General features: G+C 65.6%; 25 protein-coding genes and 1 pseudogene. 12 read left to right on the top strand and 14 right to left on the bottom strand.

Annotation, left to right across the window (positions count from 1 at the left end; genetic code table 11):
* Window positions 1–18: 18 nt before the first annotated feature.
* The 3 genes from DTW89_RS13595 to purM form a co-directional block, all read right to left on the bottom strand.
* Window positions 19–558, bottom strand: a complete 540-nt coding sequence (locus DTW89_RS13595; protein WP_236637142.1) for a cache domain-containing protein — start codon at window positions 556–558, stop codon at window positions 19–21.
* A gap of 211 nt (window positions 559–769) precedes the next feature.
* Window positions 770–1,876: an AI-2E family transporter gene (locus DTW89_RS13590; protein WP_236637141.1), complete on the bottom strand. Its 1,107-nt coding sequence runs from the start codon at window positions 1,874–1,876 to the stop codon at window positions 770–772.
* Between the two features lie 34 nt (window positions 1,877–1,910).
* Entirely contained in the window at window positions 1,911–2,963 is a 1,053-nt protein-coding gene (gene purM / locus DTW89_RS13585) for a phosphoribosylformylglycinamidine cyclo-ligase (protein ID WP_114656338.1), read from the bottom strand.
* A gap of 175 nt (window positions 2,964–3,138) precedes the next feature.
* On the opposite strand from purM, the gene hda reads away from it, so the two are divergent.
* The 4 genes from hda to folK all read left to right on the top strand — a co-directional run bounded on the left by hda (window position 3,139) and on the right by folK (window position 6,975).
* Window positions 3,139–3,837, top strand: coding sequence for a DnaA regulatory inactivator Hda (hda, locus tag DTW89_RS13580; protein WP_114656337.1), 699 nt, complete (start codon window positions 3,139–3,141; stop codon window positions 3,835–3,837).
* 168 nt (window positions 3,838–4,005) lie between these two features.
* Window positions 4,006–4,746, top strand: coding sequence for an HAD family hydrolase (locus DTW89_RS13575; protein ID WP_114656336.1), 741 nt, complete (start codon window positions 4,006–4,008; stop codon window positions 4,744–4,746).
* A 52-nt stretch (window positions 4,747–4,798) separates the two neighbouring features.
* Entirely contained in the window at window positions 4,799–6,388 is a 1,590-nt protein-coding gene (gene pcnB / locus DTW89_RS13570; RefSeq protein ID WP_114656335.1) for a polynucleotide adenylyltransferase PcnB, read from the top strand.
* Window positions 6,389–6,480: 92 nt separating this feature from the next.
* On the top strand, window positions 6,481–6,975 hold the full coding sequence (gene folK, locus DTW89_RS13565) for a 2-amino-4-hydroxy-6-hydroxymethyldihydropteridine diphosphokinase (protein WP_236637140.1): 495 nt from the start codon (window positions 6,481–6,483) through the stop codon (window positions 6,973–6,975).
* A gap of 124 nt (window positions 6,976–7,099) precedes the next feature.
* Here folK and DTW89_RS13560 read toward each other — a convergent pair whose 3' ends face one another.
* Together DTW89_RS13560 and DTW89_RS13555 are read right to left on the bottom strand one after the other, a co-directional pair.
* Window positions 7,100–8,077, bottom strand: coding sequence for a tripartite tricarboxylate transporter substrate binding protein (locus DTW89_RS13560; protein ID WP_114656340.1), 978 nt, complete (start codon window positions 8,075–8,077; stop codon window positions 7,100–7,102).
* 103 nt (window positions 8,078–8,180) lie between these two features.
* Window positions 8,181–9,239 carry a CDP-6-deoxy-delta-3,4-glucoseen reductase gene (locus DTW89_RS13555; RefSeq protein WP_114656333.1) on the bottom strand — a complete coding sequence of 353 codons (1,059 nt, stop codon included), beginning with the start codon at window positions 9,237–9,239 and terminating at the stop codon, window positions 8,181–8,183.
* A 107-nt stretch (window positions 9,240–9,346) separates the two neighbouring features.
* Between DTW89_RS13555 and DTW89_RS19405 the strand changes: the two genes are divergently transcribed.
* Both DTW89_RS19405 and DTW89_RS13550 read left to right on the top strand, forming a co-directional pair.
* Window positions 9,347–9,490 (top strand): hypothetical protein, encoded by a 144-nt coding sequence (locus tag DTW89_RS19405; protein ID WP_161555641.1) that lies wholly within the window; start codon window positions 9,347–9,349, stop codon window positions 9,488–9,490.
* Window positions 9,487–10,437 carry an NAD-dependent epimerase/dehydratase family protein gene (locus tag DTW89_RS13550; RefSeq protein ID WP_114656332.1) on the top strand — a complete coding sequence of 317 codons (951 nt, stop codon included), beginning with the start codon at window positions 9,487–9,489 and terminating at the stop codon, window positions 10,435–10,437. Before DTW89_RS19405 ends, DTW89_RS13550 begins: the two co-directional genes overlap by 4 nt.
* 41 nt (window positions 10,438–10,478) lie before the next feature.
* Here the strand turns inward: DTW89_RS13550 and DTW89_RS13545 are convergent, their stop codons facing one another.
* From DTW89_RS13545 to DTW89_RS13530, 3 genes are all read right to left on the bottom strand, one after another.
* On the bottom strand, window positions 10,479–11,129 hold the full coding sequence (locus DTW89_RS13545; protein WP_114656331.1) for a DUF4124 domain-containing protein: 651 nt from the start codon (window positions 11,127–11,129) through the stop codon (window positions 10,479–10,481).
* A gap of 351 nt (window positions 11,130–11,480) precedes the next feature.
* Window positions 11,481–11,708: a hypothetical protein gene (locus tag DTW89_RS13535; protein ID WP_114656329.1), complete on the bottom strand. Its 228-nt coding sequence runs from the start codon at window positions 11,706–11,708 to the stop codon at window positions 11,481–11,483.
* Window positions 11,709–12,029: 321 nt separating this feature from the next.
* Window positions 12,030–12,989, bottom strand: coding sequence for a chemotaxis protein (locus DTW89_RS13530; RefSeq protein WP_114656328.1), 960 nt, complete (start codon window positions 12,987–12,989; stop codon window positions 12,030–12,032).
* A 241-nt stretch (window positions 12,990–13,230) separates the two neighbouring features.
* Here DTW89_RS13530 and DTW89_RS13525 point away from each other — a divergent pair, with 241 nt between their 5' ends.
* The gene (locus DTW89_RS13525) at window positions 13,231–13,719 is read left to right on the top strand and encodes a hypothetical protein (RefSeq protein WP_114656327.1); all 489 of its coding nucleotides are present in this window, start codon (window positions 13,231–13,233) and stop codon (window positions 13,717–13,719) included.
* Window positions 13,720–13,991: 272 nt separating this feature from the next.
* Here DTW89_RS13525 and DTW89_RS13520 read toward each other — a convergent pair.
* From DTW89_RS13520 to DTW89_RS13505, 4 genes and pseudogenes are all read right to left on the bottom strand, one after another.
* Window positions 13,992–15,591: pseudogene (locus DTW89_RS13520) on the bottom strand (methyl-accepting chemotaxis protein).
* Window positions 15,592–16,071: 480 nt separating this feature from the next.
* Window positions 16,072–17,037 carry a tripartite tricarboxylate transporter substrate binding protein BugE gene (locus DTW89_RS13515; protein ID WP_114656326.1) on the bottom strand — a complete coding sequence of 322 codons (966 nt, stop codon included), beginning with the start codon at window positions 17,035–17,037 and terminating at the stop codon, window positions 16,072–16,074.
* Window positions 17,038–17,103: 66 nt separating this feature from the next.
* A complete protein-coding gene (locus tag DTW89_RS13510) occupies window positions 17,104–18,363 on the bottom strand; it encodes a CaiB/BaiF CoA transferase family protein (RefSeq protein WP_114656325.1) in 1,260 nt (419 codons plus the stop codon).
* 114 nt (window positions 18,364–18,477) lie between these two features.
* Window positions 18,478–19,674, bottom strand: coding sequence for an acyl-CoA dehydrogenase (locus tag DTW89_RS13505; RefSeq protein ID WP_114656339.1), 1,197 nt, complete (start codon window positions 19,672–19,674; stop codon window positions 18,478–18,480).
* Between the two features lie 211 nt (window positions 19,675–19,885).
* On the opposite strand from DTW89_RS13505, the gene DTW89_RS13500 reads away from it, so the two are divergent.
* Complete coding sequence (locus DTW89_RS13500) at window positions 19,886–20,836, top strand: LysR family transcriptional regulator (protein ID WP_114656324.1); 951 nt, start codon at window positions 19,886–19,888, stop codon at window positions 20,834–20,836.
* Here the strand turns inward: DTW89_RS13500 and DTW89_RS13495 are convergent.
* Together DTW89_RS13495 and DTW89_RS13490 are read right to left on the bottom strand one after the other, a co-directional pair.
* Window positions 20,831–21,565 (bottom strand): LrgB family protein, encoded by a 735-nt coding sequence (locus tag DTW89_RS13495; protein WP_114656323.1) that lies wholly within the window; start codon window positions 21,563–21,565, stop codon window positions 20,831–20,833. The genes DTW89_RS13500 and DTW89_RS13495 overlap by 6 nt on opposite strands.
* Complete coding sequence (locus DTW89_RS13490) at window positions 21,562–21,924, bottom strand: CidA/LrgA family protein (RefSeq protein ID WP_024815974.1); 363 nt, start codon at window positions 21,922–21,924, stop codon at window positions 21,562–21,564. The genes DTW89_RS13495 and DTW89_RS13490 overlap by 4 nt, the downstream gene beginning before the upstream one ends.
* Before the next feature lie 166 nt (window positions 21,925–22,090).
* Between DTW89_RS13490 and DTW89_RS13485 the strand changes: the two genes are divergently transcribed.
* The 4 genes from DTW89_RS13485 (at window position 22,091) to DTW89_RS13470 (ending at window position 24,231) form a co-directional block, all read left to right on the top strand.
* A complete protein-coding gene (locus DTW89_RS13485) occupies window positions 22,091–22,309 on the top strand; it encodes a hypothetical protein (protein ID WP_114656322.1) in 219 nt (72 codons plus the stop codon).
* Between the two features lie 196 nt (window positions 22,310–22,505).
* Window positions 22,506–23,384 (top strand): DUF6279 family lipoprotein, encoded by an 879-nt coding sequence (locus DTW89_RS13480; protein WP_114656321.1) that lies wholly within the window; start codon window positions 22,506–22,508, stop codon window positions 23,382–23,384.
* A 198-nt stretch (window positions 23,385–23,582) separates the two neighbouring features.
* Window positions 23,583–23,888: a DUF1090 family protein gene (locus tag DTW89_RS19400; RefSeq protein ID WP_161555640.1), complete on the top strand. Its 306-nt coding sequence runs from the start codon at window positions 23,583–23,585 to the stop codon at window positions 23,886–23,888.
* A 133-nt stretch (window positions 23,889–24,021) separates the two neighbouring features.
* Window positions 24,022–24,231, top strand: coding sequence for a hypothetical protein (locus DTW89_RS13470; protein WP_114656319.1), 210 nt, complete (start codon window positions 24,022–24,024; stop codon window positions 24,229–24,231).
* Window positions 24,232–24,422: the final 191 nt, after the last annotated feature.

Genomic DNA, 24,422 nt, shown 5'->3' with positions numbered 1-24,422 from the left:
AAGGGCGGAAATCGGGCCTCAGCGCCCCGCGAACTGCCCAAATGGGCCGCGCGAGAGGCATAAAAGTCCAAAAAACTGCGTCATCCAGGTTTGCGCGGAAATTTTCGACGGCTTGTTCAGCGTAGCCCTAGGCCACATGTAGGGCACAAAACCAGCGCCCTGGGCCTTGACGGTGCGCACAAATTCCATGAACAGCGGCAGGCCGTTGGGTTCCTTGTTGCCGCTGAGGTCCTGCCCGTTCAGCTCGGGCCGGATGGGGTGCATCACCATGCGGGGATGCATGTCGTTGATCCAGATGTATTCATTGCCGCTGTAGCGCAGGGCCTGGATGGCCGCCGCAGCACGTTGCCGTGCCTCTTCCTCGGGCATCGCGCCCTTGCTGCTGAGCGCCTGGAAGTGCACCGCAATGCCGTGGGCCACCTCCACCACCTGGCGCACGCCGGTCTGACGCTCTTCAAGGATGAGTTTGCGTTCGGAGAGCAGGAACCAGGCCGTCATGACCACCATGCCCAGGAGGGCGCACAGCACCAGGAGTGCCAGTTTTCTTGCAATAGTCATGGAGCGTTCTGAAGAGAAAAAGAGAGATGAAAGACCCGCACCCGTGAATCAATGCGGAAGATGGCGTGTGTTACATGCGGATTCTATTCTTTGATGCCTGAAACACTCAATTGGCATTCTCGGGTGGTATGCGTTTGCCCACGCCGTGCTGCGCAAACGCGGCTGCTGCAGAAAACCGGGCCGACAATGCCGCCTGCTGCAGGTGCTTCGGCTAAACCAGCTGTGCCGCCACCAGCTCTTTTTTGAGATAGGCGTAAAACAGCGGCGCTGCCACCAGCCCGGCGGGCCCGAAAACGGCCTCGGCTACAAACATCACCGAGAGCAGCTCCCACACGCCCATCTGCGTGCGGCGCCCCACCACCTTGGCGTTGATCACGTATTCGGCCTTGTGGATGAGGATCAAAAAACCCAGGCAGGCCGCCGCAGCCAGTGGCGACACCGACAAGCCCACGATGGTGATGACCACGTTGCACACCAGGTTGCCCACAATGGGCACCAGCCCGGCCACAAACGTGAACGTGATCAGCATCGGCGTGTAGGGCAGTCGCAGGTCCCACAGCGGCAGCACGAACAGCAGGAACAGGGCCGTGAGCAAGGTGTTGAAGGCGGCAATCCAGAACTGCGCCGCCACGATTTGCCGGAACGCTTCGCCAAACAGCGTAATGCGCGTTTTGAGCTGCTGGGCCAGCGGGGCCTGCGCCAGCACCGGTGGCCGCACAGCGGCGAGCGCACCGATCAGCAGGCCCACATAGGCGAACAACAACCCGGCCAGCCAGGCGCGACCGGCCATGGCCAACGAGCCCGCCTTGGCACCCAGGTAGTTGGCGATGATGCGCTGGATTTCCGCAGCGCCCTCGGGGAGATGGGAGGCCACATCCACCGGCAGCTTCAGGCGCAGCTCCAGAACGGTGCGCGCCATGTAGTTCAGCAGTTCCTGGTATTGCTGCGGGGCAGTGACCAGGTAGCCACGCGAGTGCGTGAGGCCCGCCGCCAGCAGTGCCAGCGGCAACAGCATCACCAGGGCCGCAGCGGCAATCTGTGCCGCACGCAGGCTGGGGGCTGTTGGGGCGTTGTGGCGCTGCAGGCGCCTCAGCCCTTGTGCAAACCAGCCCGTGAGTGCGCGGGTCAGCAGAAAGCCCAGGCACACGCACAGCAGGCCGGGCAACAGGCCGCGCCACATCACCAGCAGCAGCGCTGCCGCCATCAGCAGGTAGCTGGCCACCACAATGCCCTGGCTCAGTGTGCGCGGTGGTGGCGTGGCGGGGGCGTGCTCAGGCTGTGTGGCGGCGTTGGGGGCCGGGGAAGGGCGTTGCGCCATGCGCGACGAGGGGATGGAACGAACCCGGCGCCGATCAGGCCACCACTACGGCGGCACCTTCGCCGCGCGGCGCAATGGCGCCAATGGTGTAGACCTGCTCGCCCGTGGCCCGCAGCGTGGCGGCCGTGGCTTCGGCATTCGCCGCATCCACCACCACCACCATGCCAATGCCGTTGTTGAAGGTGCGGTTCATCTCGATGTCGTCAATGCCGGCGGTCTTTTGCAGCCAGGCAAACAGCTCGGTCTGGGGCCAGCTGCCTTTTTGCAGGTGGGCAGCGGTGCCCTCGGGCAGCACGCGCGGGATGTTCTCCAGCAGGCCGCCGCCGGTGATGTGGGCCAGCGCCTTGATGGGATGTTGCGCCAGCGCGGCCAGCACGTTCTTCACATACAGGCGCGTGGGCTCCATGACGGCCTGCTTGAAGGGTTTGCCGTCTAGTGTGGCGGGCAAGGTGCCCGCTGCCTCGGCACGCTCGATGCACTTGCGCACCAGCGAGAAGCCATTGGAGTGCACGCCGCTCGATGCCAGGCCCAGCACCACGTCGCCGGGCTTCACGTCCTTGCCGGTCAGGATTTTCGATTTTTCGACCGCGCCCACGGCAAAGCCTGCCAGGTCGTATTCGCCTGCAGGGTACATGCCGGGCATTTCTGCGGTTTCGCCGCCAATCAGGGCGCAGCCCGAAAGCTCGCAGCCCCTGGCGATGCCGCCGACCACGGCAGCGGCCGTATCCACATCCAGCTTGCCGCAGGCGAAGTAGTCCAGAAAGAACAGCGGCTCGGCACCTTGCACCAGCACGTCGTTCACGCTCATGGCCACCAGGTCGATGCCCACGGTGTCGTGCATGTTCCATTCAAAAGCCAGCTTGAGCTTGGTGCCCACGCCGTCGGTGCCGGAGACCAGTACCGGTTCCTTGTAGCGCTTGGGCACCTCGAACAGCGCGCCAAAGCCGCCGATGCCGGCGAGCACGCCCTCGCGCATGGTCTTTTTGGCCAGCGGCTTGATGCGCTCGACCAGGGCGTCGCCTGCGTCGATGTCAACGCCAGCGTCTTTGTAAGACAGGGGGGAAGGAGTGGATGCGGAAGAGCTCATGGCAGGGATGGCACGGACCAGCGTGCGCGGCAGACTAAAATTTGCGCAGATTTTACGGGTTGTGCACCGCGCACCGTCCGTTCACCCTTACTTCCTGCTTCGTTTTGACTTTCACGCCCATGCTGTCTCCTGTGATCCATCCCTGCGCCTGCCCTTGTGTCAGCAGGCTGCAGCCATGAAACAGCTGGCCCTGGACATCGGCCTGGCCACCGGGCCCACTCTGTCGCGTTTTTTCGCCGGCCCCAACGAGGCCGCGCTGCAGCATCTGCGGCTGTGGGCAGGGGAGGGCAGCCAGCCGGACACCCGCTCACCGGTGCCCACCTACCTGTGGGGCGAGGCGGGCAGTGGCAAGACCCACCTCCTCAAGGCGGTGCGACAGGCCTTGAGCGACCAGGGCGCCAGCGTGGGCTGGCTCGATGCTTCGGTGGCCATGCCTGCCGAGTTTGACGAGCGCTGGGCTGCCGTGGTGCTGGACGATGTGCACCTGTACAGCACCGCTCAGCAGGCCATGGCCTTCAACTGGTTTGTGAATGCCATCAGCCCCGCCAACGGTGCGCCGCGCTGGGTGCTGGCGGCCGGCAACCTGCCACCCGCCGACCTGCCGCTGCGCGACGACCTGCGCAGCCGCTTGGGCTGGGGCCATGTGTTCCAACTGCAATTGCTCGACGAAACCGCCCGCCGTGCAGTGCTGCGCCAGGAGGCCGATGCCCGGGGCGTTTTTCTGGGCGATGAGGTGATGGACTTCATGCTCAACCGCTTCTCGCGTGACCTGGGCAGCCTCATGCAACTGCTCGATCAACTCGATGCCTATGCGCTGCGCACCCAGCGCGCCATCACCATCCCGCTGCTCAAGGCCATGCTGGAGTCGGAATGATGAGCACCCCCCTGTGTCGCCTTCGGCGCCTTCCCCTCTCTCTTGAATCGCTGCGCGATTCGGAAGGGGGACGCTCCCGGCGCGGCGGGGCGGCCCTTGCGCGGGAGCCCTGGCGTGGGCCGCGCCAGTTGCTGCTGCGGGTTGGATTTATCGCATGCCAAAGAATCAATGACTGATACCCAGACAAAACGTCCCCGGCTGACGCTGTTCGACCTGGACCACACGCTCTTGCCCATTGACTCCGACTACGAGTGGGGCGAGTTCACCATCCGCATTGGCTGGAACGACCCCGTGGAGTTTGCGCGCCGCAACGACGAGTTCTATGCGCACTACCAGGCCGGCACGCTCGATGTGCACGACTATGTGCGGTTTGCCATCGAGGCCGTGCGCCAGCGCGGGCCCGAGGCCGCTGCGGCCGCCCATGCCCAGTTCATGCGCGAAGTGATCGGGCCAGCCATACAGCCGCAGGCGCGCGATCTGCTGCGCCAGCACCAGGCGGCCGGCGATGAGGTACTGATCATCACTGCCACCAACGAATTCGTGACCCGGCCCATTGCCCAGGCCCTGGGGGTGCAGCAGTTGCTGGCCATGCAACTGGCCCGCGATGCACAAGGCTGGTACACCGGCGAAATCGACGGAATTCCCACCATGCGCGAAGGCAAGGTGCGGCGCATGGAACAATGGCTGGCCGAGCGGCGGCTTTCGTGGGGCGATGTGGAGAGCACCTTCTACAGCGATTCCATGAACGATGTGCCGCTGCTGGAAAAAGTCAACCACCCTGTTGCCACCAACCCCGACGCCCGGCTCAGAGCGCTGGCGCATGAGCGCGGCTGGCGCATACTGGACCTGTTTTCGGACGGCACAAACCAGAATGCACAGCCCGCCACCGCGCAGGATGCCTCACCCTGAAACTGCACCCTGACCGCATGTTTGCGCCGCTCCACCTGTTTACTGCATACCCATGATCAAGAAGTTCATCAACAAACTGCTCGGCAAATCCACGCCCGGCACCTCGGGCGGCAAGCCGCATTTCGGCAAGCGTGAAGAGGTGCCCGCCTCGGTGCATGGCATCAACCCCGAGCTGGTGGACCGCCGCGCCGCCGACGTGGTGGCCACCCTCAAGCAGGCGGGCTATGAGGCCTACATCGTGGGTGGCGCCGTGCGCGACCTGCTGCTGGGCCTGCGCCCCAAAGACTTCGACGTGGCCACCAACGCCACACCCGAGCAGGTTAAGGGGCTGTTTCGCCGCGCCTTCATCATCGGCAAGCGCTTTCGCATCGTGCACGTGGTGCATGGCCGGGGGCGCGAGCACGAGGTGATCGAGGTCTCCACCTTCCGCGCCTACCTCGACAACGCTGCCGCAGGCCAGGTGGCGGGCAACGAAAAGACCAGCAAGGCTCAGCTGTCGGGCATGCAACATGCCGTGGATGCCAGCGGCCGCGTGCTGCGCGACAACGTCTGGGGCCCGCAGGACGAAGACGCCACGCGGCGCGACTTCACCGTCAATGCCATGTACTACGACCCGGTGAGCCAGATCGTGGTGGACTACCACAAGGGCCTGCAGGACGCCAAGAAGAAAACACTGCGCATGATTGGCGACCCCGCCACGCGCTACCGCGAAGACCCCGTGCGCATCATTCGCGCCGTGCGGTTTGCGGCCAAGCTCAGCGCCCTGGGCTTCACCATCGAGACCAAGACTGCCGCGCCCCTGGTGCAGTCGCAACTGTTGCTGGCCGAGGTGCCGCAAAGCCGCATGTTTGACGAAATGCTCAAGCTGCTGCAAACGGGGCATGCCATTGCCACTATCGAGCAACTGAAGAAGCTGGGGATGGCCAAGGGCATCTATCCGTTGCTGGACGTGGTGGTGGAGCGTGCCGCCACACCGTTTGTGAACGCCGCCCTCACCGACACCGACCGCCGGGTGGGCGAAGGCAAGCCCGTGGCACCCAGCTTTTTGCTGGCCTGCGTGCTGTGGGAGGACGTGCGCAATGGCTGGACAGAGCGCCAGAACCAGCGCCAGCACCCTCTGCCGGCGCTGCAGGAGGCCATCGACGAGGTGTTTGACAAGCGCATTGGCGACGTGTCGGGTCGCGGCAAGCTGGCGACCGACATGCGTGAGATCTGGGTGATGCAGCCGCGCTTTGAAAAGCGGGTAGGCAGCGGGCCCTTTGGCATGGTCGATCAGTTGCGTTTTCGCGCAGGATTCGACTTCTTGCGCCTGCGTTCCGATGTGGGCGAGGTCGAAGAAGCCCTGGCTGAATGGTGGCAAGACTTCCAGGGCGCCAGCGATGAACGCCGCGAAGACCTCATGGACCAGGCCCGCGAAGAGCAGAAAGCCCGCCAAAAGACCCAGCCTGTAGTCAAACGCGTGCCACGCAGCGCACCCGCCGCAGGGGCTGCGCCCCGTGAGGCGGCCGCCGGTACGGCATCTTTGCCCGACGCCGCCGCGCCGCTGGCTGACGGCGATGCGCCCAAGAAGCGCCGCCGCCGCCGTCGCAAGCCCAGTGCTGGCAATGGCGAAGGCGCTGCCTCTGCCGCCGCTGGCGAATAAGCGGGGTTTTCTTCATGCAGGGTGCCGCACCCCCGGTGGTCAACCCTGTACTTGCGCCTGAGGCCTCCGCTGCCCCCGCAGCATCTGCGCCCGTGTCTGCCTGGATCGGCCTGGGTGCCAACCTGGGTGACCGGCTGGCCACCCTGCGCACCGCCCTGTCGGCCATGGGGGCCCTGCCGGGCACGCGCGTGCAGGGCGTTTCATCGCTGTATGGCAGTGCGCCGGTGGATGCGGGCGGGCCCGACTATCTGAACGCTGTGGCGCAGGTGCAAACCACCCTGGTGCCCCATGCCTTGCTGGCGCAACTGCAGGCGATCGAGCAGGCGGCCGGACGCGAGCGCCCGTACCGCAACGCCCCGCGCACGCTGGATCTGGACATCCTGCTGTACGGCGACGAGGTGATCGACACCCCCACGCTCACGGTGCCGCACCCGCGCCTGCACGAGCGCGCGTTTGCGTTGTGTCCCCTGGCCGAGCTGGCCCCTGACCGGGTGCCAGCGCACCAGCTGGCGACCGTGGCCCCGCAGCGCATCGACCGGGTGCAGGGCGCTGACTGGGCGATTCAGGCAACACGTCAAGTCAGTTAGTCAGGTGTTGGAATGCTCCTGAATATATAGCTGCTTGCGCTTATGGAAAAAGCGCTGCAGCCATATTTCATATAAATAAATGGGCGCTACCTGCCGTCGCGGCGGAAGGCGATCACCCCATCCATCAATCCACCTTGGCGCCCGAGGCTTTCACCAGTGACTGGTATTTGGCCCGTTCGCTGGCCATGAAGGCGTCGAATTGCTCGGGGGTGGTGGGCACGGGCTCGGCGAGCAGTGCGCCAAAGCGGGTTCTGGCTTCGGGGGCGTTGAGTGCGGCCACAAAGGCCTTGTTCAGCTTGGCGATCACCGGCTTGGGCGTGCCGGCGGGCGCCACCAGGCCCCACCAGGTGTCGATCGAGAAGCCCTTGAAGGTGCTGGACAGCGGTGGCACGCCGGGCAGGGCCGGGCTGGCCTGCAGGCTGGTCACGGCCAGGGCTTTGAGTTTGCCGGCGCGGATGTTGGGTGCGGCGGTGGCAAGGTTGTCGATATTGAAGTCCACCTCGCCGCTCAGCAGGGCCAGCTGGGCCGGGTTGCCGCCCCGGTAAGGGATGTGCAGGGCAAAGATGCCCGCGCGCTGCTTGAACATTTCGCCCGCCAGGTGGCCCGCGCTGCCGTTGCCGCCGCTGCCATAGTTGAGCTTGGCCGGGTTGGCCTTGGCATAGGCGATGAGGTCGGCCACGCTGTTGATCTTCAGTTGTGCCGCCTTTTCGGCGTTCATGACCAGCACGTTGGGCACGCGCACCATTTGGGTGATGCCGGCAAAGTCCTTGGCGGCGTCGTAAGGCATGCGGGCATACAGCCAGGGGTTCACGGCATGCGTGGCGGTGGCGGCAATGCCGATGGTCAGGCCATCGGGGGCGGCCTTGGCGATGGCGTCGGCGCCAATGTTGCCACCCGCGCCGCCCTTGTTGTCGACGATCACCGTGCCCAGCGAGTCACGCACCCGCTCTGCCAGCGCGCGGGCCGTGATGTCCAGCGGGCCACCGGGGGCGTAGGGAACGATCAGGCGAATGGGTGCGCCCGTGTCCTGGGCCATGGCCAGGGAAGAGGAAAAAACCGCTGCGGCAGCGGCACTTGCGAGGAGGATGTTTCGGCGGTTCATGGCGCCATTGTGCAAAAAACGGAGCAAGCCCCCTGAAAAAAGGCCGCTGGCGGGTGCGATGGGCACCGTGCCGGCGGCCTGCATCCCGGCCAACCGGCAATGTTCAGCCGTGCTTGTCGGCCTCGGAGGTGAAGGAGTCGGCAAAAAATTCGTCGGGCGGCAGGCCGCGCTCGGCGCTGTAGGCGGCGCGTGCCGAATCGACCACGATGGGGGCGCCACAGGCATACACCTGGTGGCCCGACAGGTCGGCAAAATCCTGCAGCACGGCCTGGTGCACAAAGCCGGTGCGGCCCGTCCAGCCGTCTTCGGGCAGGGCATCGGACACCACGGGCACATAGGTGAGGTTGGGCATTTGCGCGGCGCGCGCCAGCATCCAGTCGTGCAGATACAGGTCGCCCGGCCGACGGCCGCCCCAGTAGAGCGTGGTGGGGCGCGTAATGCCCTTGAACTGCATGTGCTCGATCAGCGCCTTGACGGGCGCAAACCCGGTGCCCGATGCCAGCAGCACGATGGGCTTGGCCGAATCCTCGCGCAGGAAAAAGCTGCCAAACGGGCCCTCGATGCGCAGGATTTCCTTTTCCTTCAGGGCGCCGAACACATGGTCGGTGAACTTGCCGCCCGGCATGTGGCGAATGTGCAGCTCCAGCCCCGGGGCCTCGGCCTGCGTGTGGGGGGCGTTGGCCATGGAATAGGCGCGGCGCACGCCACCTTGCAGCAGGAACTCGATGTACTGGCCCGCGTGGTAGCGAAAGGTGTCGGCCGCGGGCAGCTGCAGGCGCAACTGCATGACATCGTGCGATTTTTTCTCGAAGGCAACCACGCGCACGGGCATCTTCTTGACGGGGAAGGCGCTTTCGTCGGTGACCTGGCGCGATTCGAGCACCACGTCGGTCAGCGGATGGGCGCAGCAGGTCAGCACAAAACCTGCGGCTTCTTCGTCGGCCGTCAGGGCTTTGGACTGGTGTTCGCCATGGTGCACGGCGCCGCTGATTTTTTTGCACTTGCACGAACCGCAGGCGCCGTCCTTGCAGCCATAGGGCAGCCCCACGCCGCTGCGGATGGCCGCCGCCAGGATGGCTTCGTCTGCGTTGGCACTGAATGCGCGGCCGCTGGGTTGCACGGTGATCTGGAACGCTGCGTTGGCCGTCTCTGTGCTGGTCATGGTGTGGGTATCCTTGGGCTATTCTTCAAGTTGTCTTCATGCGAACGGCCCCGATTTTGCCCTTAGAACCTGATCGCTCTCTTAACAGCCCCACGGCCTGCCACCGCGTGTGGCTACAGCGCGCGCCTGCAGCACGCCAGAGCCACGGCAAGCGCCGTGCCATTGTGGTGCAGTGGCCCCGCATGGGCGCCGTGCAGCGCCGCTTGCTGCCAGTGCGCGCCGCATTGCGCAGCACGAAGGTGACCCCATGAGCACCGTGGCGGTCACCAGCGGGCTGGGCGCGTTGCCCTCCCGGTTTCGGCGCGAGCGCCTGCTGATCGTGGGCTATGGCGATGTGGGTCAGCGCATGGCGCGCAACCTGCTGACCGGCCCGGGGGCGCAGCGCCTGCGTGTGCTGGCGCTCACCTCCCAGGCCGAACGCGTGGGCAGCCTGCGCGCGCAGGGGGTGACGCCGCTGGTGGGCAACCTGGACCACGCTGCCACGCTGCGCCGTCTTTCGGGCCTGGCCACCCGCGTGGTGCACCTGGCACCACCGCCGGGCGAAGGCGGTGGCGGTGCCGCCTGGTGGCGCGACCCGCGCACCGTGGCCTTGACGCGGGCCTTGCGGCTGCGCAGCCTGCCGGTGTCGCTGGTGTATGCCTCGACCAGCGGGGTGTATGGCGACTGCGCGGGCGCCCTGGTGGCTGAAACCCGCACCGTGGCACCCGGCACGCCCCGTGCCCAGCGCCGCGTGAATGCCGAGCGCGCCGTGCGCCACCTGGGGCGCGCTGGCGTGCGCACCAGCATTCTGCGCATTCCGGGCATTTATGCCCCTGACCGCGAGGGCGGAACCCCCGAGGCCCGTCTGCGCAGGGGCACCCCCGTGCTCACGGCGCAAGACGACGTGTACACCAACCACATCCATGCCGATGACCTGGCGCGCGCCTGCCTGGCAGCGCTGTGGCGTGGCAAGCCCCAGCGGGTTTACAACGTCAGCGATGCCAGCGCGATGAAGATGGGTGACTATTTCGATCTGGCCGCCGACCTGTATGGGCTGCCGCGCCCGCCCAGGGTGCCGCGCAGCACCGCGCAGGATGCGCTTCCGGTGATGCTGTTGAGTTTCATGAGCGAATCGCGCCGGCTTGACAACCACCGCCTGCTGGACGAGCTGGGCTTGCGGCTGCGCTACCCCACCGTGGCCACGGGCCTGCGCGCCTGAAGATTGCCCTCAAAGGCGCCCTGAAAGGCGCCGCCCGGTGTTCAGCGCGGGTAGCTGTTGCCCTGGCTGTCGTAGCAGCGAAACACGTTGCAATGCGTGATCCGGCGAGGTGGGGGCGGCGGAGCCGGCCGGGTGTAGACGGGATAGCGCGGCGGAACCACCACGACCGAAGGCGCCTGCATCTGCCTGCCTGCGCGGGCTTTTTCTACCTCGGCATAGCCCTCGGGGCCCAGGCAGTCCAGGTCCACCTGGCGTTGTGCGGCTTCGACGCGCAGGTTCTGTTCATAGGTGCCGTCGGCGCTGCCGAGCACCACGTCAAGGTTGCGACGTGACCGGGCGCACTCTGCAGACCGCGCATAGTCCTGCGGGCGCGCAGCCGGGCGCGGGGCGCCTGCCGCCAGTTCTCGCTCGCGCCGCGCGTCGCGATCGGCGTCAATTTGCCGGGTGACCGCTTCGGCCTGCAATTGCTGCTGCTTGCGCGCCAGCGCTTGGGCGGCCTGCTCACGCTCGAGCTGGATTTCTTGCGGCGTCTTGCGGGGCTCGACCTCACGAACCGATGCGGCACCCGGGCAGGTGCCATCGGTGTAGGTGACCTGGCCGGTGCGCGCATCGGTACAGCGCAGCACCTGGGCCTGCGCGGTGAAACACACAAGCACCGCACAGGCGGCCAGGCAGTTGCGCACGATGGGCATGGTGGTTTTCCTGAAAGAAGTCCTCAGAACGCGGGTACGTTCTCAACTGCCCTGGCCGCGTGGGGCGTCGGTTCGCCAACGGGGCTGGTCCGGGCGATCGGGTCGGTGCGTGCCGTCGCCACGCTGGCGGCGATCGTCGTCGCGTTGGGGGCGGTTGGCATGATCCCGCTGGGCCTGTTCACGGCGGGCCTGGTCCCGTGCCTGGTCACGCTCACGGTCCCGGCGCGCGTCTTGTTCGCGGTGGGCCTCCCGGGCCTGGCGGGCCTCGCGCTCGCGCCGCGCTTCCCGCTCACGCTGGGCTTCGCGCTGGTGTTGGGCTTCGCGTTCACGCTGGGCACGCTCGCGTTCGCGTCAGTCATTGCGGTCGTCGTACCGGCGTCCAAAATAGCCGGGCGGTGGGGCCACCGGGTAGCCATACACCGGAGGCGGGCTGCCGTAGATATAGGCGGGCTGCTCATACACACCGTAGCCGGTGGGCTGTGGCGTGTAGTAAGGGTCGCCAGGAACCACGGCGCAGCCCGTGGCCAGTGCGGCAAGCGCAACGGCAGAAACAATGCGGGCAAGCGGGTGATGTGTCATGGTGGTCAGATTCTGGCGTTGCGCATGGCGTTCCGCCCATTGCGTAAAGCCCGTGAAAAGCGCCCCGGCGGGGTGTTACAACTTCGCGGTCCTGCGCCATCCATTAGACGCCTGGCGGGCCATTCCGGTTGACCTGCCTCGTGGTGCGCCGCCGTGGTGGGTGCGACGACTGGCGCCACCGCGCCACAGTGCCGCGCAAAACCCTGGTGATCCGCCGGCTCGCCAAAGAGGTTGCGAATGCTATTATTTATATAGCTGTCAGCGCTTTACCAGTAATGGCTAGAGCCATTTTTTGCTTGAATAATCGCCTCGCCGACCCTGTCAGGAGGGCAGCACCCGCCGCATGGCGTCTGCCAGGTCTTCGGCCACAAACTTGGCCACATAGCCATCTGCGCCAACGCTGCGCACATGGTCTTCGTTGGCCGATCCCGAGAGCGACGAGTGGATGATCACCGGCAGCCCATGAAAGCGCGCATCCTGCTTGATCTGGCGCGTCAGCGTGAAGCCGTCCATCTCGGGCATTTCCAGGTCGGTCAGCACCAGTGCCACCTTGTCGCACACAGTCTTGCCTTCGGCCGCTGCCTGGATGGCCAAGGCATTGAGCCGGTCCCAGGCCTCCTTGCCCGACTTCACCATTTCGAAGGGGGCGTGCAGCAACTGCAACTCTTGTTCGATGAGCGAGCGGGCCACAAACGAGTCGTCGGCCGCAAGAATGATGGTGCCGGGCTTCATCACCAGGCGGGGCCCCACTTTCTGGGCATCCACCTGGTTGCCCTCGGGCGGCGACACCAACTGCAAGATGGCCTCGACATCCAGCACTTGCGCCAGCCGCGAGCCATCGGTGTTGCCATCCAGCCGCGCAATGCTGGTTACCAGCTTGCCGGCGGCGCCGCTGGCCTCGGCGGACAGCACCTGTTTCCAGTCGAGCCGCACGATGTCTTCCACCGACTCCACGGCAAACGCCTGCGTGGTGCGCGCATATTCGGTCACCAGCATGATGTTCAGCCCGGTCTTGGGCTTGCAGCCCACAATGGCCGGCAGGTCCAGCACCGGGATGATCTGCCCGCGCAGGTTGACCACCCCCAGCGAATACGCCGTTGCGCCCGCGATGGGCGTGATACTGGGCATGGCCACGATCTCACGGATCTTGAAAACGTTGATGCCAAAAAGCTCGGATTTGCCCAGTGCGCTGTCGGCGCCCAGGCGAAAAAGCAGCAGCTCGAACTGGTTGGTGCCTGTGAGGTTGGTGCGCTCTTCAATATCTCGCTGCACGTTTTTCATGGGAATGTCCTTTGCGTGGATACGCGTTTTTACAAATTTTAGAAGCAGAAGCGCTCGGGCAGTGGGAAATATCAGCCCGCGCCGACAAAGCCGGCCGCAGCCTGGTCGGCGGTGCCCACCGTGCAGGGCCGAAAGCCCCCGCACCATGCGCGGCTGTTACAAGCGGTGGTGGGCCGCACCGGGCCAGACCGGGCCAAACCGCCGTATGCTCTGCGCCTTTTTCCCGTTCTGCCCCGCACCCATGACCGACACCGACGACGACACCCCCACCCCCATCCACGAACCCCGCCTTTGGAGCGACGAGCGCTGGACGGCACGCGTCATCAAGAACGAGGACGACGATGGCTGGGCCGTGTCGATGACGCTGCAGGGCGAGGCCGAGCCCGCGCTGGTGGGGCCGTGGACCATGGGGCGTGACAAGAAAAACCCCAAGCCACTCGATGTGTCAGCCTTCAACACCCTGGTCAAGACGGCCAGCGAGGTGCTGCGCCGCCATGAGCAGCAGCTGCACGCACAGCTCAACAAGAACGTGACGATCACCACGGCCCAAGGCCAGCGGCTGCGCGTGGCCCTGGTCATCGTGCCCGATGAAGAGGGTGCCACGGCCACGCTCAGCGCGCAGGACGAGTTGGGCGAGGAACTGGCGCGCGCGCCCGCGCCGCCCAGCTTCAAGCTCACGCCCGCCAGTGCTCTGGCCTGGGTGGAAAGCGGTTTTGAGCGGCTCCATTGACCGGTGCCGCCGGGCTGTGCGGCAATGCCTGGGGCTTGTTGCGCCGCTCGCCTTGGGACCCGTCCAGGGGCTTCGGAGTGATCTGGCAGAACGACACTTGAGATATCCAGGGGCCGGACTCTCAGGTCTGAATGCTATATAAATAATAGCTGTTTCCGCTTGATTTTATTGGGCTGTAGCCCGTTTCCCCCGGATTTTCGGCGACAGAAAAAAATCCACCCCGGCGCCGCCCCCTCGGGTAACGGAGGGGCTACCGGGGGGCGGCCGTTGATTCAGGCCGCCGTCAGCCGGCGGGCTTGCCGGCCCGGCCCGGGGGCGATTGCATCGTGCCCCTCGCCGGGCAACAGCCGGAACACGGCCACGGCGTCCACCAGCTGCTGCGCCTGCACCTTCAGGCTGTCGGCCGCTGCCGCGCTTTGTTCGACCAGCGCGGCGTTCTGTTGCGTGGCCTGGTCCATCTGCGTCACGGCTTCGCCCACCTGGGCCACGCCCGCGCTTTGCTCGCTGCTGGCGGCGCTGATCTCGCCCACAATGTCCGTCACGCGGCGGATGGCGCTGACCACTTCGGTCATGGTGGCGCCCGCCTTGTCCACCAGCGTGGTGCCTTGTTCCACGCGCTCCACGCTGGCGTGGATGAGGGTCTTGATCTCTTTGGCGGCCTCGGCGCTGCGCTGGGCCAGGCTGCGCACCTCGCTGGCCACCACGGCAAAACCACGGCCTTGTTCACCGGCGCGCGCGGCTTCCACGGCGGCATTCAGCGCCAGGATGTTGGTCTGAAAGGCAATGCCGCCGATCACGCTGATGATGTCGCTGATCTTGCGGCTGCTGTCGTTGATGCCCTTCATGGTGGCCACCACCTCGGCCACCACATCGCCGCCCTGCACCGCCACGGTGGATGCGTTCACGGCCAGCTGATTGGCCTGGCGGGCGTTGTCGGCGTTGGCCTGCACGGTGGAGTTGAGCTCTTCCATCTACGCCGAGGTTTCCTCCAGCGCGCTGGCCTGCTGCTCGGTGCGCGCCGAGAGATCGTTGTTGCCATGGGCGATCTCGCTGCTGGCGGCCGCCACGCTGTTGGCGTTGCTGCGCACATTGCTCACCACGCGCGACAGGCTCATCTGCATGCCATACAGGGCGTTGAGCAACTGTGCAATCTCGTCCTTGCCGCGCACCTCGGTTGCCACCGTAAGGTCGCCACCGGCCACCGGCCACCGCCTGCGACACGCGCACGGCGTTGTCCAGCGGTTTCACCACCGTGCGGCTGAAGGCCACGGCACCGCCAATGCCCAGGGCGCACACCACCAGCATCACCACCAGGCTGATGGTGGTGGCGGTTTGCGCGGTGGCCGCGGCGCGCGCAGCCACTTCGCCGCTGGCCTTGGCGATCAGCGCTCCCGCCTGGTCGATCAGCTGCGAGGGATCGCGGTCCATGCCGGCCACGGCCTTGTCGCCCACCTGGGGGTCGTGGTCGGCCGCTTTGAAGGCTTCAAAACCCTGGCGATAGGCGGCGCCCAGGCGCTCATGGGCCTGCACAAACTGCGACACGCGCTCGCGCCCCTCGCCGGCAGGCAGGGCGGCCAGCAGCTTTTGCGCCTGCTCGTTGATGGATTTTTCCTGCTTTTGAAAAGCTGCCCAGTAGCGCGTGAGCTGCGCCGGGTCTTTGCCGCGCAGCAGCACGTTCTTCCACTCTTGCACCTGCACCTTGAAGCCATTGAGCATGCTGGATGCCATTCGCTCGTGCTCGAAGCTTTGGGTCACGGAGGTCTGGTAGGTGTCGAGCGCCTGGTTCAGGCGGCTGATGCCAAACAGCGCCGCCGCCAACAGCAGCAACAGCGACACGGTAAAGGCGAGAGGGAGTTTGAGGCTGAGCTTAATGGGGAGTCCTTTGGTGCCACCGGCCGATGCGGCAACAGCGAATGGCTGCCACCGGCTTCAGGCGCACTGCCGGCAGGCGCGTGTCGATCGGGGGCGCAGTGGGAATAAATGTATTTATTTGTACGCCAAGGATTTGCAGCGCAAAAATGGCCGGTGGCGTTTTTTTTCAGGCCGGGGCGTCCCGCGTACCCCAGGTGTTGCTTGCCAGCACGCAGCCAGCCGCCACAACAAAACGGCCTTGCCGATGAAGACAAGGCCGAAGTGCGGAGGGTGAAAAGTTGCGCCTTCAAACTCCACAGGTGCACCAGCCGCAACCCTCGGCTGGCGAATTTCCACCGCAGGCGCCATCCCGCGCGGCAGGCAGGCAGCCCCCGCGAACCGATGCGTGGCCGGATGGGATGCCTGAGTGCGCAGATGGCTATCAAATTAATAGCTATTTGCGCTCGTGGATAAAGGGCTACAGCCCGTTTTGATTGAAATTCAGTCCAGGGTGAGCTTTTGCTTGGCGACGACGTCCTTGTACACGGCCAGCTCTTCGCGCATTTGCTTGGCGAATGCCTCAGGGGTGTCGGCCATGATGATGGAGCCCGTTTCCTCGATGCGCTTGCGGATGGCAGGGTCTTGCACCACCTTGCGGACGGCGGCATTGATCCTGTCCACGACGTCCTTGGGCAGGCCCTTGGGGCCGATGATGCCGTAGTAGGCCATGCGGTTTACCGACTCCAGGCCCAGCTCCTTGAAGGTGGGCACATCGGGCAGGGCGGGCACGCGCTGGGGCGCTGCCACCACCAGGGCCGTGAGGCGCTTTTCCTTGATGAAGGGCAGGGCCGAGGGCAGGTTGTCAAAAATCAGCGGCACCTGGCCCGCCACGGCGTCGTTCAGGGCCGGGCCCGAGCCCCGGTAGGGCACATGCACCATGAAGGTCTGGGTGCTCAGCTTGAACATTTCCATCATCAGGTGCGTGATGCTGCCGTTGCCCGGCGATGCGTAGGCGTATTTGCCCGGTTCCTTCTTCACGGCGGCCAGCATGCCCTTGTAGTCCTGGAAGGGCAGCTTGGGGTGGGCCGCAATCACATTGGGCGTGGCGGCAATGTTGATGATGGGCGTGAAGTCGGTGGCGACGTTGTAGGGAATCTTGGGGTTGATGGCGGGGTTGGTGGCCGTGGTGGACACGGTGGCCATGCCCAGGTTGTAACCGTCGGGGGTGGCACGCGCGGTTTCGGCTGCGCCAATGCTGCCGCCGCCACCGCCCTTGTTCTCCACCACCACCGGTTGGCCCAGCTCACGGCCCAGCGGCTCGGAAATGATGCGTGCAATCAGGTCGGTGGTGCCGCCTGCGGCAAATGGCACGAGCAGGCGGATGGGCTTTTGCGGGTAGCCCTGTGCGTGGGCGGCGGTGCCAAAAAGGGCCAGCAGGCTCAGGGCCAGGGCGTTGCGACGGATCATGTGTTGTCTCCTGTTGTTGCAATGGGGAATCCGTGGGGGGCGAAGAGGCGCGCGCACGCGCCTGCCTCAGAGAACCTGTTTGTCGCGCAGTGCAGCAATGGCTTGCGTGTTCAGGCCCAGCTCGGCCAGCACTTCATCGGTGTGCTGGCCCAGCGCGGGGGGGGCGTTGCGCAGCACGGGCGGGTTGGCCGACAGGCGCAGCGGGCTGGCCACGCCAGCGATCGAGGTGATCCCGTCGCCCGCCGATCGGGGCAGCTCCACGCGCAGGCCGCGCGCTTTGACCTGGGCGTCGTCAAACGCCTGGGCAATCGTGTTGACCGGGCCGCAGGGCACGGCCTTGTCTTCGAGCAACGCAATCCATGAGGCCGTGGTGCGTGTGCGCGTGACCGCCTCCATGGCCGGGATGAGGTCGGTGCGGTGCTGCACGCGCAGCGTGTTGGTGGTGTAGCGCGGGTCACTGGCCCAGCTCGGCTGATCGGCAGCGGCGCAAAAGCGCTGGAACTGGCCGTCGTTGCCAACGGCCAGCAGCATGTTGCCGTCCTGCGTGGGGAAGTCCTGGTAGGGCGCGAGGCTCGGGTGGCTGTTGCCCATGCGGCCGGGCGCCTCGCCGGTGGCCAGAAAGCCCGACGCCTGGTTGGCCAGCACGGCCATGCCCACGTCGAGCAGTGCCATGTCGATGTGCTGGCCCTGGCCCGTGCCATTGGTGGCGTTGTCGCGCACGTGCAGCGCCGCCAGGATGGCGTTGCTGGCGTACAGGCCGGTAAAGAGGTCGATCACCGCCACGCCCACACGCATCGGGCCGCCGCCGGGTTGGTTGTCGGCCTGGCCGGTGATGCTCATTAGGCCCGTCATGGCCTGCACCATGAGGTCGTAGCCCGCGCGTTCGGCATACGGGCCGTCTTGCCCGAAGCCAGTGACCGAGCAGTAAATGAGGCGCGGGTTGAGGGCGCGCAGGCTCTCGTGGTCCAGCCCGTATTGCTTCAGGCCCCCGACCTTGAAGTTCTCCACCACGATGTCGGCCTGCAGTGCCATTTGCTTGATCAGCGCCTGGCCCTCGGGCGTGGCCATGTCGATGGTGACCGAGCGCTTGTTGCGGTTGCAGGCCGTGAAATAGCTGGCCTGCGTGGTGTCATTGCCCTCGGCGTCTTTCAGAAAGGGCGGGCCCCACTGGCGCGTGTCGTCACCCAGGCCGGGGCGCTCCACCTTCACCACATCGGCCCCCAGGTCGGCCAGCACCTGGGTGCACCAGGGGCCAGCGAGCACGCGCGAGAGGTCGAGCACCTTGATGCCCGCCAGGGCGCCAGCGGAGGAGGGGAGTGTGGTCATGGATGTCAATCGCTATTTAATTTATAGCTATTAGCGCTTGCTGCATAAGCGCTAGAAGGCAAAAACACCGCAAGTACGGTGTTTTTGCAGCGGCTTGGGCCGTTTCAGCGTGCCTTAGTTGGCAAACGCTGCAATGCCCGTCTGCGCACGGCCCAGAATCAGCGCGTGCACATCGTGCGTGCCTTCGTAGGTGTTCACCACTTCCAGGTTCACCAGGTGGCGTGCCACGCCAAACTCGTCGCTGATGCCGTTGCCGCCCATCATGTCGCGCGCCAGGCGGGCGATGTCGAGTGCCTTGCCGCAGCTGTTGCGCTTGATCAGCGAGGTGATTTCCACCACGTTCTGGTGCTCGTCCTTCATGCGGCCCACGCGCAGGCAGGCTTGCAGGCCCAGCGTGATTTCGGTCTGCATGTCGGCCAGCTTCTTCTGGATGAGCTGGTTGGCGGCCAGGGGGCGGCCAAACTGCTTGCGGTCCAGCGTGTACTGGCGGGCGGTGTGCCAGCAATATTCGGCGGCACCCAGGGCGCCCCAGGCGATGCCGAAGCGTGCGCTGTTCAGGCAGGTGAAGGGGCCCTTCAAGCCCTGCACTTCAGGGAAGGCGTTTTCTTCGGGCACGAACACGTCGTCCATGACGATTTCGCCGGTGATCGAGGCACGCAGGCCCACCTTGCCGTGGATGGCGGGGGCGGTGAGGCCCTTCATGCCCTTGTCCAGGATGAAGCCGCGGATGGGACCGACGGCGCCGCCTTCGGAGACTTCCTTGGCCCAGACCACGAACACGTCGGCCACCGGGCTGTTGGTGATCCACATCTTGCTGCCCTTGAGCTTGTAACCGCCGGCCGTTTTGTAGGCGCGGGTGGCCATGCTGCCGGGGTCGGAGCCGTGGTCGGGTTCGGTCAGGCCGAAGCAGCCGATGAATTCACCGCTGGCCAGCTTGGGCAGGTATTTCTGCTTTTGCGCTTCGGTGCCGAACTCGTTGATGGGCACCATCACCAGCGAGCTTTGCACGCTGGCCATGGAGCGGTAGCCCGAGTCCACACGCTCAATCTCGCGCGCCACCAGGCCGTAGCTCACATAGTTCAGGCCGGCGCCGCCGTACTGCGTGGGGATGGTGGGGCCCAGCAGGCCCAGCTCGCCCATCTCGCGGAAGATGGTGGTGTCCATCTTCTCGTGGCGGAAGGCTTCCAGCACGCGCGGGGCCAGCTTGTCCTGGCAATAGGCGTTGGCGGCGTCGCGGATGGCGCGCTCGTCGTCGGTCAGTTGCTGGTCGAGAAGAAAGGGGTCATCCCATTGAAATGCGGCGTGGGCCATGCGTGTCTCCAGATCAAACAAGAACAAGAAAAGGGCGGGGCCAGGCCCTGCAGAATGCGCGTTGGGCGATGACTTGAGCGGGATCGTAGGCCGATGCCGGAGCCTCTGCAAGCGAGTTCTTTTCATCCAGATATGCGTTTTACGAATTTATGGAATACTGGCGCAAGGGGCTCACGCAGGTTGCTGGGCCGGTTTCAAGTTCCTGTTCATCATGCGCCGCAACATTCCATCGACCCAGGCCCTGGCCTGTTTTGAAGTCGCCGCCCGCCACGAGAGCTACACCCGTGCCGCGCAAGAGCTGTCGCTTACGCAAAGCGCCGTGTCGCGCCAGATCCAGGCGCTGGAAGAGTTTTTGGGCGTGCAGCTGTTTCGCCGCACCCGCCACGGCGTGGTGCTGACGCCCGCCGGTGCGCACTATGGCCGCCAGGTGGCGCGCTGGCTGCAGGGGCTGGAGCGCGACACCCTCGACGTGATGGCCCACCAGGGCGAGGGCGGCACGCTCACGCTGGCGGCGGTGCCCACGTTTGCCACACGCTGGCTCATTCCGCGCCTGCCCCAACTGGCGCAGCAGCACCCCGACATCGTGGTGCACATCGAAACCCAGACGCGCCCCTTTTTGTTTGCCGACACCACGTTTGATGCCGCGCTGTATGCCGGCACGTCCGAGCAGGTGGCCAACTGGCCCGGCGTGCAGGCGCTGCTGCTGATGCACGAAGACGTGCTGCCCGTGTGTTGCCCGCGCCTGCTCGAATCCGCTGCTCCCCGTGGCCGGGGTCGCGCGCACCAGCCTATCGCCGCCGAGGCGCTGGCCGACTTGCCCCTGCTGCAGCAAAGCACGCGCCCCTATGGCTGGCGCCAGTGGTTTGATGCGATGGGGGTGGACGCCCCGCACGCGCTCGACGGCCCGCGTTACGAGCTGTTCTCCATGCTGGCCGTGGCGGCCACGCATGGCATGGGGGTGGCGCTGATTCCGCCGCTGCTCATCGAGGCCGAGCTGGCCAGTGGCGAGCTGGTGGTGGCCTGCGCCCGGCCGTTGCGCGGCGAACGTGCCTACTACCTCATCAGCCCCGCGCAGGCGCAGCCCCCGGTGCTGGCCTCGTTTGCGCGGTGGCTGCAGGGCGCGGCACAAGGCGTGGTGCAGGGTGACGCGCCCGCGTCATGAAGCGCCCAGCCACTGCATGCACCACACCAGCAGTGGCACCAGCACAGCGGTGACCACGCCGTTGAGCCCCATGGCCAGCGCGGCAAAGGCGCCGGCCGTAGGGTGCACCTGCAGTTCACGCGCCGTGCCAATGGCGTGGGCGGTAAGGCCCACCGCAAAACCGCGCACCGCCGGATCGTGGATGCGCAGCAGCCGAAGCACCGGCCCCGCGAGAATGGTTCCGGCAATGCCCGTGATGGCCACCGCCACCGCCGCCAGCGAGGACAGGCCGCCCATGCGCTCGGCCACCGGCAAGGCAATGGGCATGGTGGCGGACTTGGGGGCGAGCGACATCAGCGTCTCCAGTGTTCCTCCCAGGGCCCAGGCAATCAGCAGCGCCGATGCAATGGCCGCCGCGCTGCCCACCAGCAGCGCAATGCACAGGGGCCGCCACATGGGGCGGATGCGTGCACGCTGGCCATACAGCGGCACAGCCAGCGCCACCGTGGCCGGGCCGATCAGCAGGCTCAGCAGGCTGACGCCATCGCGGTAGGTGGCATAGGGCGTGCCCGTGGCCATCAACACCACCACGATGAAAACGACGGCCGTCAACACCGGAATCAGCAACGGGTGTGCCCCGCTGCGCCGGTAAAGCGCCAGCGCGCCCAGATAGGCAAGCAGCGTCAACACCAGCCAGGGCAGCGGTGTGCCGGCCAGCGTGGCCACCAGGGCGGGCAGATCGACACTCATGGGGCGCACTTTTCCGCGGGCGCTTGCCTGCGTAGCAGCCAGCGCAGCGTGCAGGCCGTCACCACCAGCGTGACCACGGCACCGCCAACGCAGGCGGCAAGAAACGGCAGCCATTCGCGTGCGATGCGCTCAAAGTGCAGCATCACGCCCACGATGGCCGGAATGAACAGCAGCATCATGGCCTGCAGCAGGCCACCCGCCGTGCGCTCCAGCGCCTCGGGCACCCGCCCCAGCGCGGCAATGGCGCCCAGCAACAGCAACATGCCCATCAGGGCGCCGGGCAGGGGCAGGCCCAGGAGGTGGACCAGGGCTTCCCCCAGCAATTGAAAAGTGAATAGCGCAGCAATGGCGTAAAGCATGGGCATAGGGCATGAACTTGTTCAAAGGGCGGCGCCAGCCACCCGCACCTGCCCATCATCGCCGATACGGCCAGTGGGTTCTTTGGGGCGGCGCTTGCGCTGCGCAGGCCATCGGTCTACCCTGATGCTGCCAGTGGCATATACAACAGCTACCCGGAGACCCACCATGACGAACACTTACCACGCAGCGCATTTTGACCCCACCGTGGACGAAATCGATGTGCTCAAACGGCTGGAGATGGGCGAGGTCATCACCCAGGACGGGGCACTCAAAGAGCACCTCTCGGGGCGGTTGCTGGAGTGGGGGCTCATCAGCAAAAAGGCGGACGGTGAAATGGCCATCACCCCCCAGGGGCGGCAACTGATTGGCCGGCAGGACAACTGAGCTCCCTGTGGCGCACCAGCGCCACTCGATACCAGCCCCCGGCACACAGCGCCAATGCCGGTGCGGCAACGCCCCGCGGCGCCTTGTTGCCGTCAATCCTTGCACACTGACCGGGGTATTGCACCCCGCAAATTTCCCCGCACCGCGATCGCCCTATGCTGGGTGTTCGGTCATTCTTTATTTACCAGGAGCCTGCGTGCGCGCATCGTCACCCGTTCGCACAGCATTGTGTGCTGCCACCCTGGCAGCCTGCGGTCTGCTGTTGCAAGGCTGCAGCACCATCAAACTGGCCTACAACCAGGTGCCACACCTGGCCTACTGGCAGCTCAACAGCTACTTCGACCTGTCCGAAACCCAAACCGATCGCGTGCGCGACGAACTGGGTGACCTGCACCAATGGCACCGCGGCACCATGCTGCCCCGGCATGCCGAGCTGCTGCAAAAGGTGCAGCAGCAGCTGCCGTCTGCCATGTCGCCCGACCAGGCCTGCCGCACCTACGACGCGGTGCGCACCCAGCTCGACAAGGTGGTGACCCAGGCCGAGCCCAAGTTGGTGTGGCTGGCAACCCAGCTCACCGACGCCCAGATCCGCAACCTGCAAAAGAAACAGGCCAGCAGCAACGCCGACTGGAAAGAGGAATGGGTCGACCTAACGCCCGACAAACTGCGCGAGCAGCGTTTCAAACAACTCTCGTCACGCGCAGAAACCTTTTACGGAACCCTGGACGAACCGCAAAAAGCCGCACTGCGCGCGTATATCGCCCAGTCATCGTTTGACCCCCAGCGCACCTACGCCGAACGCCTGCGCCGCCAGAAAGACCTGGTGCAAATGCTGCAAAAAATTGCCCAAGACCGCGCCAACACCGAGCAGGCCCGCACCCTGCTGCGCGGCTACATCGCCCGCTTCAACACCTCGCCCGACGCGGCCTATCAGCGCTATGCGCAGACGCTGGTGCAAGAAGGCTGCGAAGGCTTCTCGCGCGTGCACAACGCCATGACGGCGGCGCAGCGGTTCAAGGCGGTGCAGTCGGTGAAAGGGTATGAACAGGACTTCCTGGTGCTGGCGGCGCAGTAAGCACAACAAGCCATGACAAGACCGCACGCTGCTGCAACTGCGTGGCCTCGGTTCTGGCCCCAGCTGCGGTGTGCGCCCGTTGCGCGCGCCAAATCCCGGCCGCAAGCGCAAGCGCATGCGCAAATGCTGTCATGCTCAACCCTCTATCCCTCTGGTACCTGTATGCACGTCCGCTCTTGTTGCACTTTGGTCATCGCCATGGCCCTGGCAGGCTCCGCCATGGCGCAGCCCGCGGTTGCGGTGCACGACAGCACCTCATGCGCTGCAGAGCAGACCGAACTCGAAAAGCGCATCGACCTCGCCCGTGCCAAGGGGCGAATGCTGCTTCGCCAGCAACTCGCTGACCAACTCGCCACGCTGCAACACGATTGCAAGCTGCTTTCTGCCGATCAGGGCAGTGCCGCCAACATTCAAAGGCTTGAGAGGGAAATACGGGCACTCAGGGCCGAGCTGGACGCGGCCGAGGAACAACTGCGCAAGCTGAAAGGTGACGCCAGTCGCTGAACGGCCCCTGGGCTGTCGTCCCTACCCCCTTGGGGTCCGTGTCGTCGCATTCGCGTCATCGCGTGGCTTTGCCGGTGCGAGGCGGGCCTGGAAAATGCGCCGAAAATGGCACTTTAGCCAATGGAAAGCCCCTGTGAATCAACACGTTGCCCATGCCCAGCTGATCGCCACTTACAAAAGGGCGCAGGCAGACGCCGCCCACAAGCAAGGGCTGATCAAGGCTGTAGCAGCCAAGGGCCCCAAGGCCATCCAGGCGGCTGTGGATACGGCCGCCAAAGCAGCCAAGCGCAGGGATGGATATGCGCAAAAGCTCGCCGAGCTGGGGGTGGTTCTCCCGGATTGAGCGGGGCTTGGGGTAACACCTGCCCCAACCACCACCCCCCGGATTCCGGCACCCATCAGCGCACGTTCGCGCACTGGCCAAAGCCACTCCCCACAAGGGAAAAAGAAAAAGGCCGGTAGCTAATGAAAGCTACCGGCCTTGTCTGTGGTGCCTGTGCGGCACCGCTGGGGCTCAGGGACTGAGGGGTAGGG

The organism is Acidovorax sp. BoFeN1 (assembly GCF_003345135.1).
In the GTDB taxonomy this organism is placed as follows: Bacteria; Pseudomonadota; Gammaproteobacteria; order Burkholderiales; family Burkholderiaceae_C; genus Acidovorax; species Acidovorax defluvii.
Note: the sequence above shows the minus strand (reverse complement) of the source record. Positions and strands in the feature narration are given on the sequence as shown.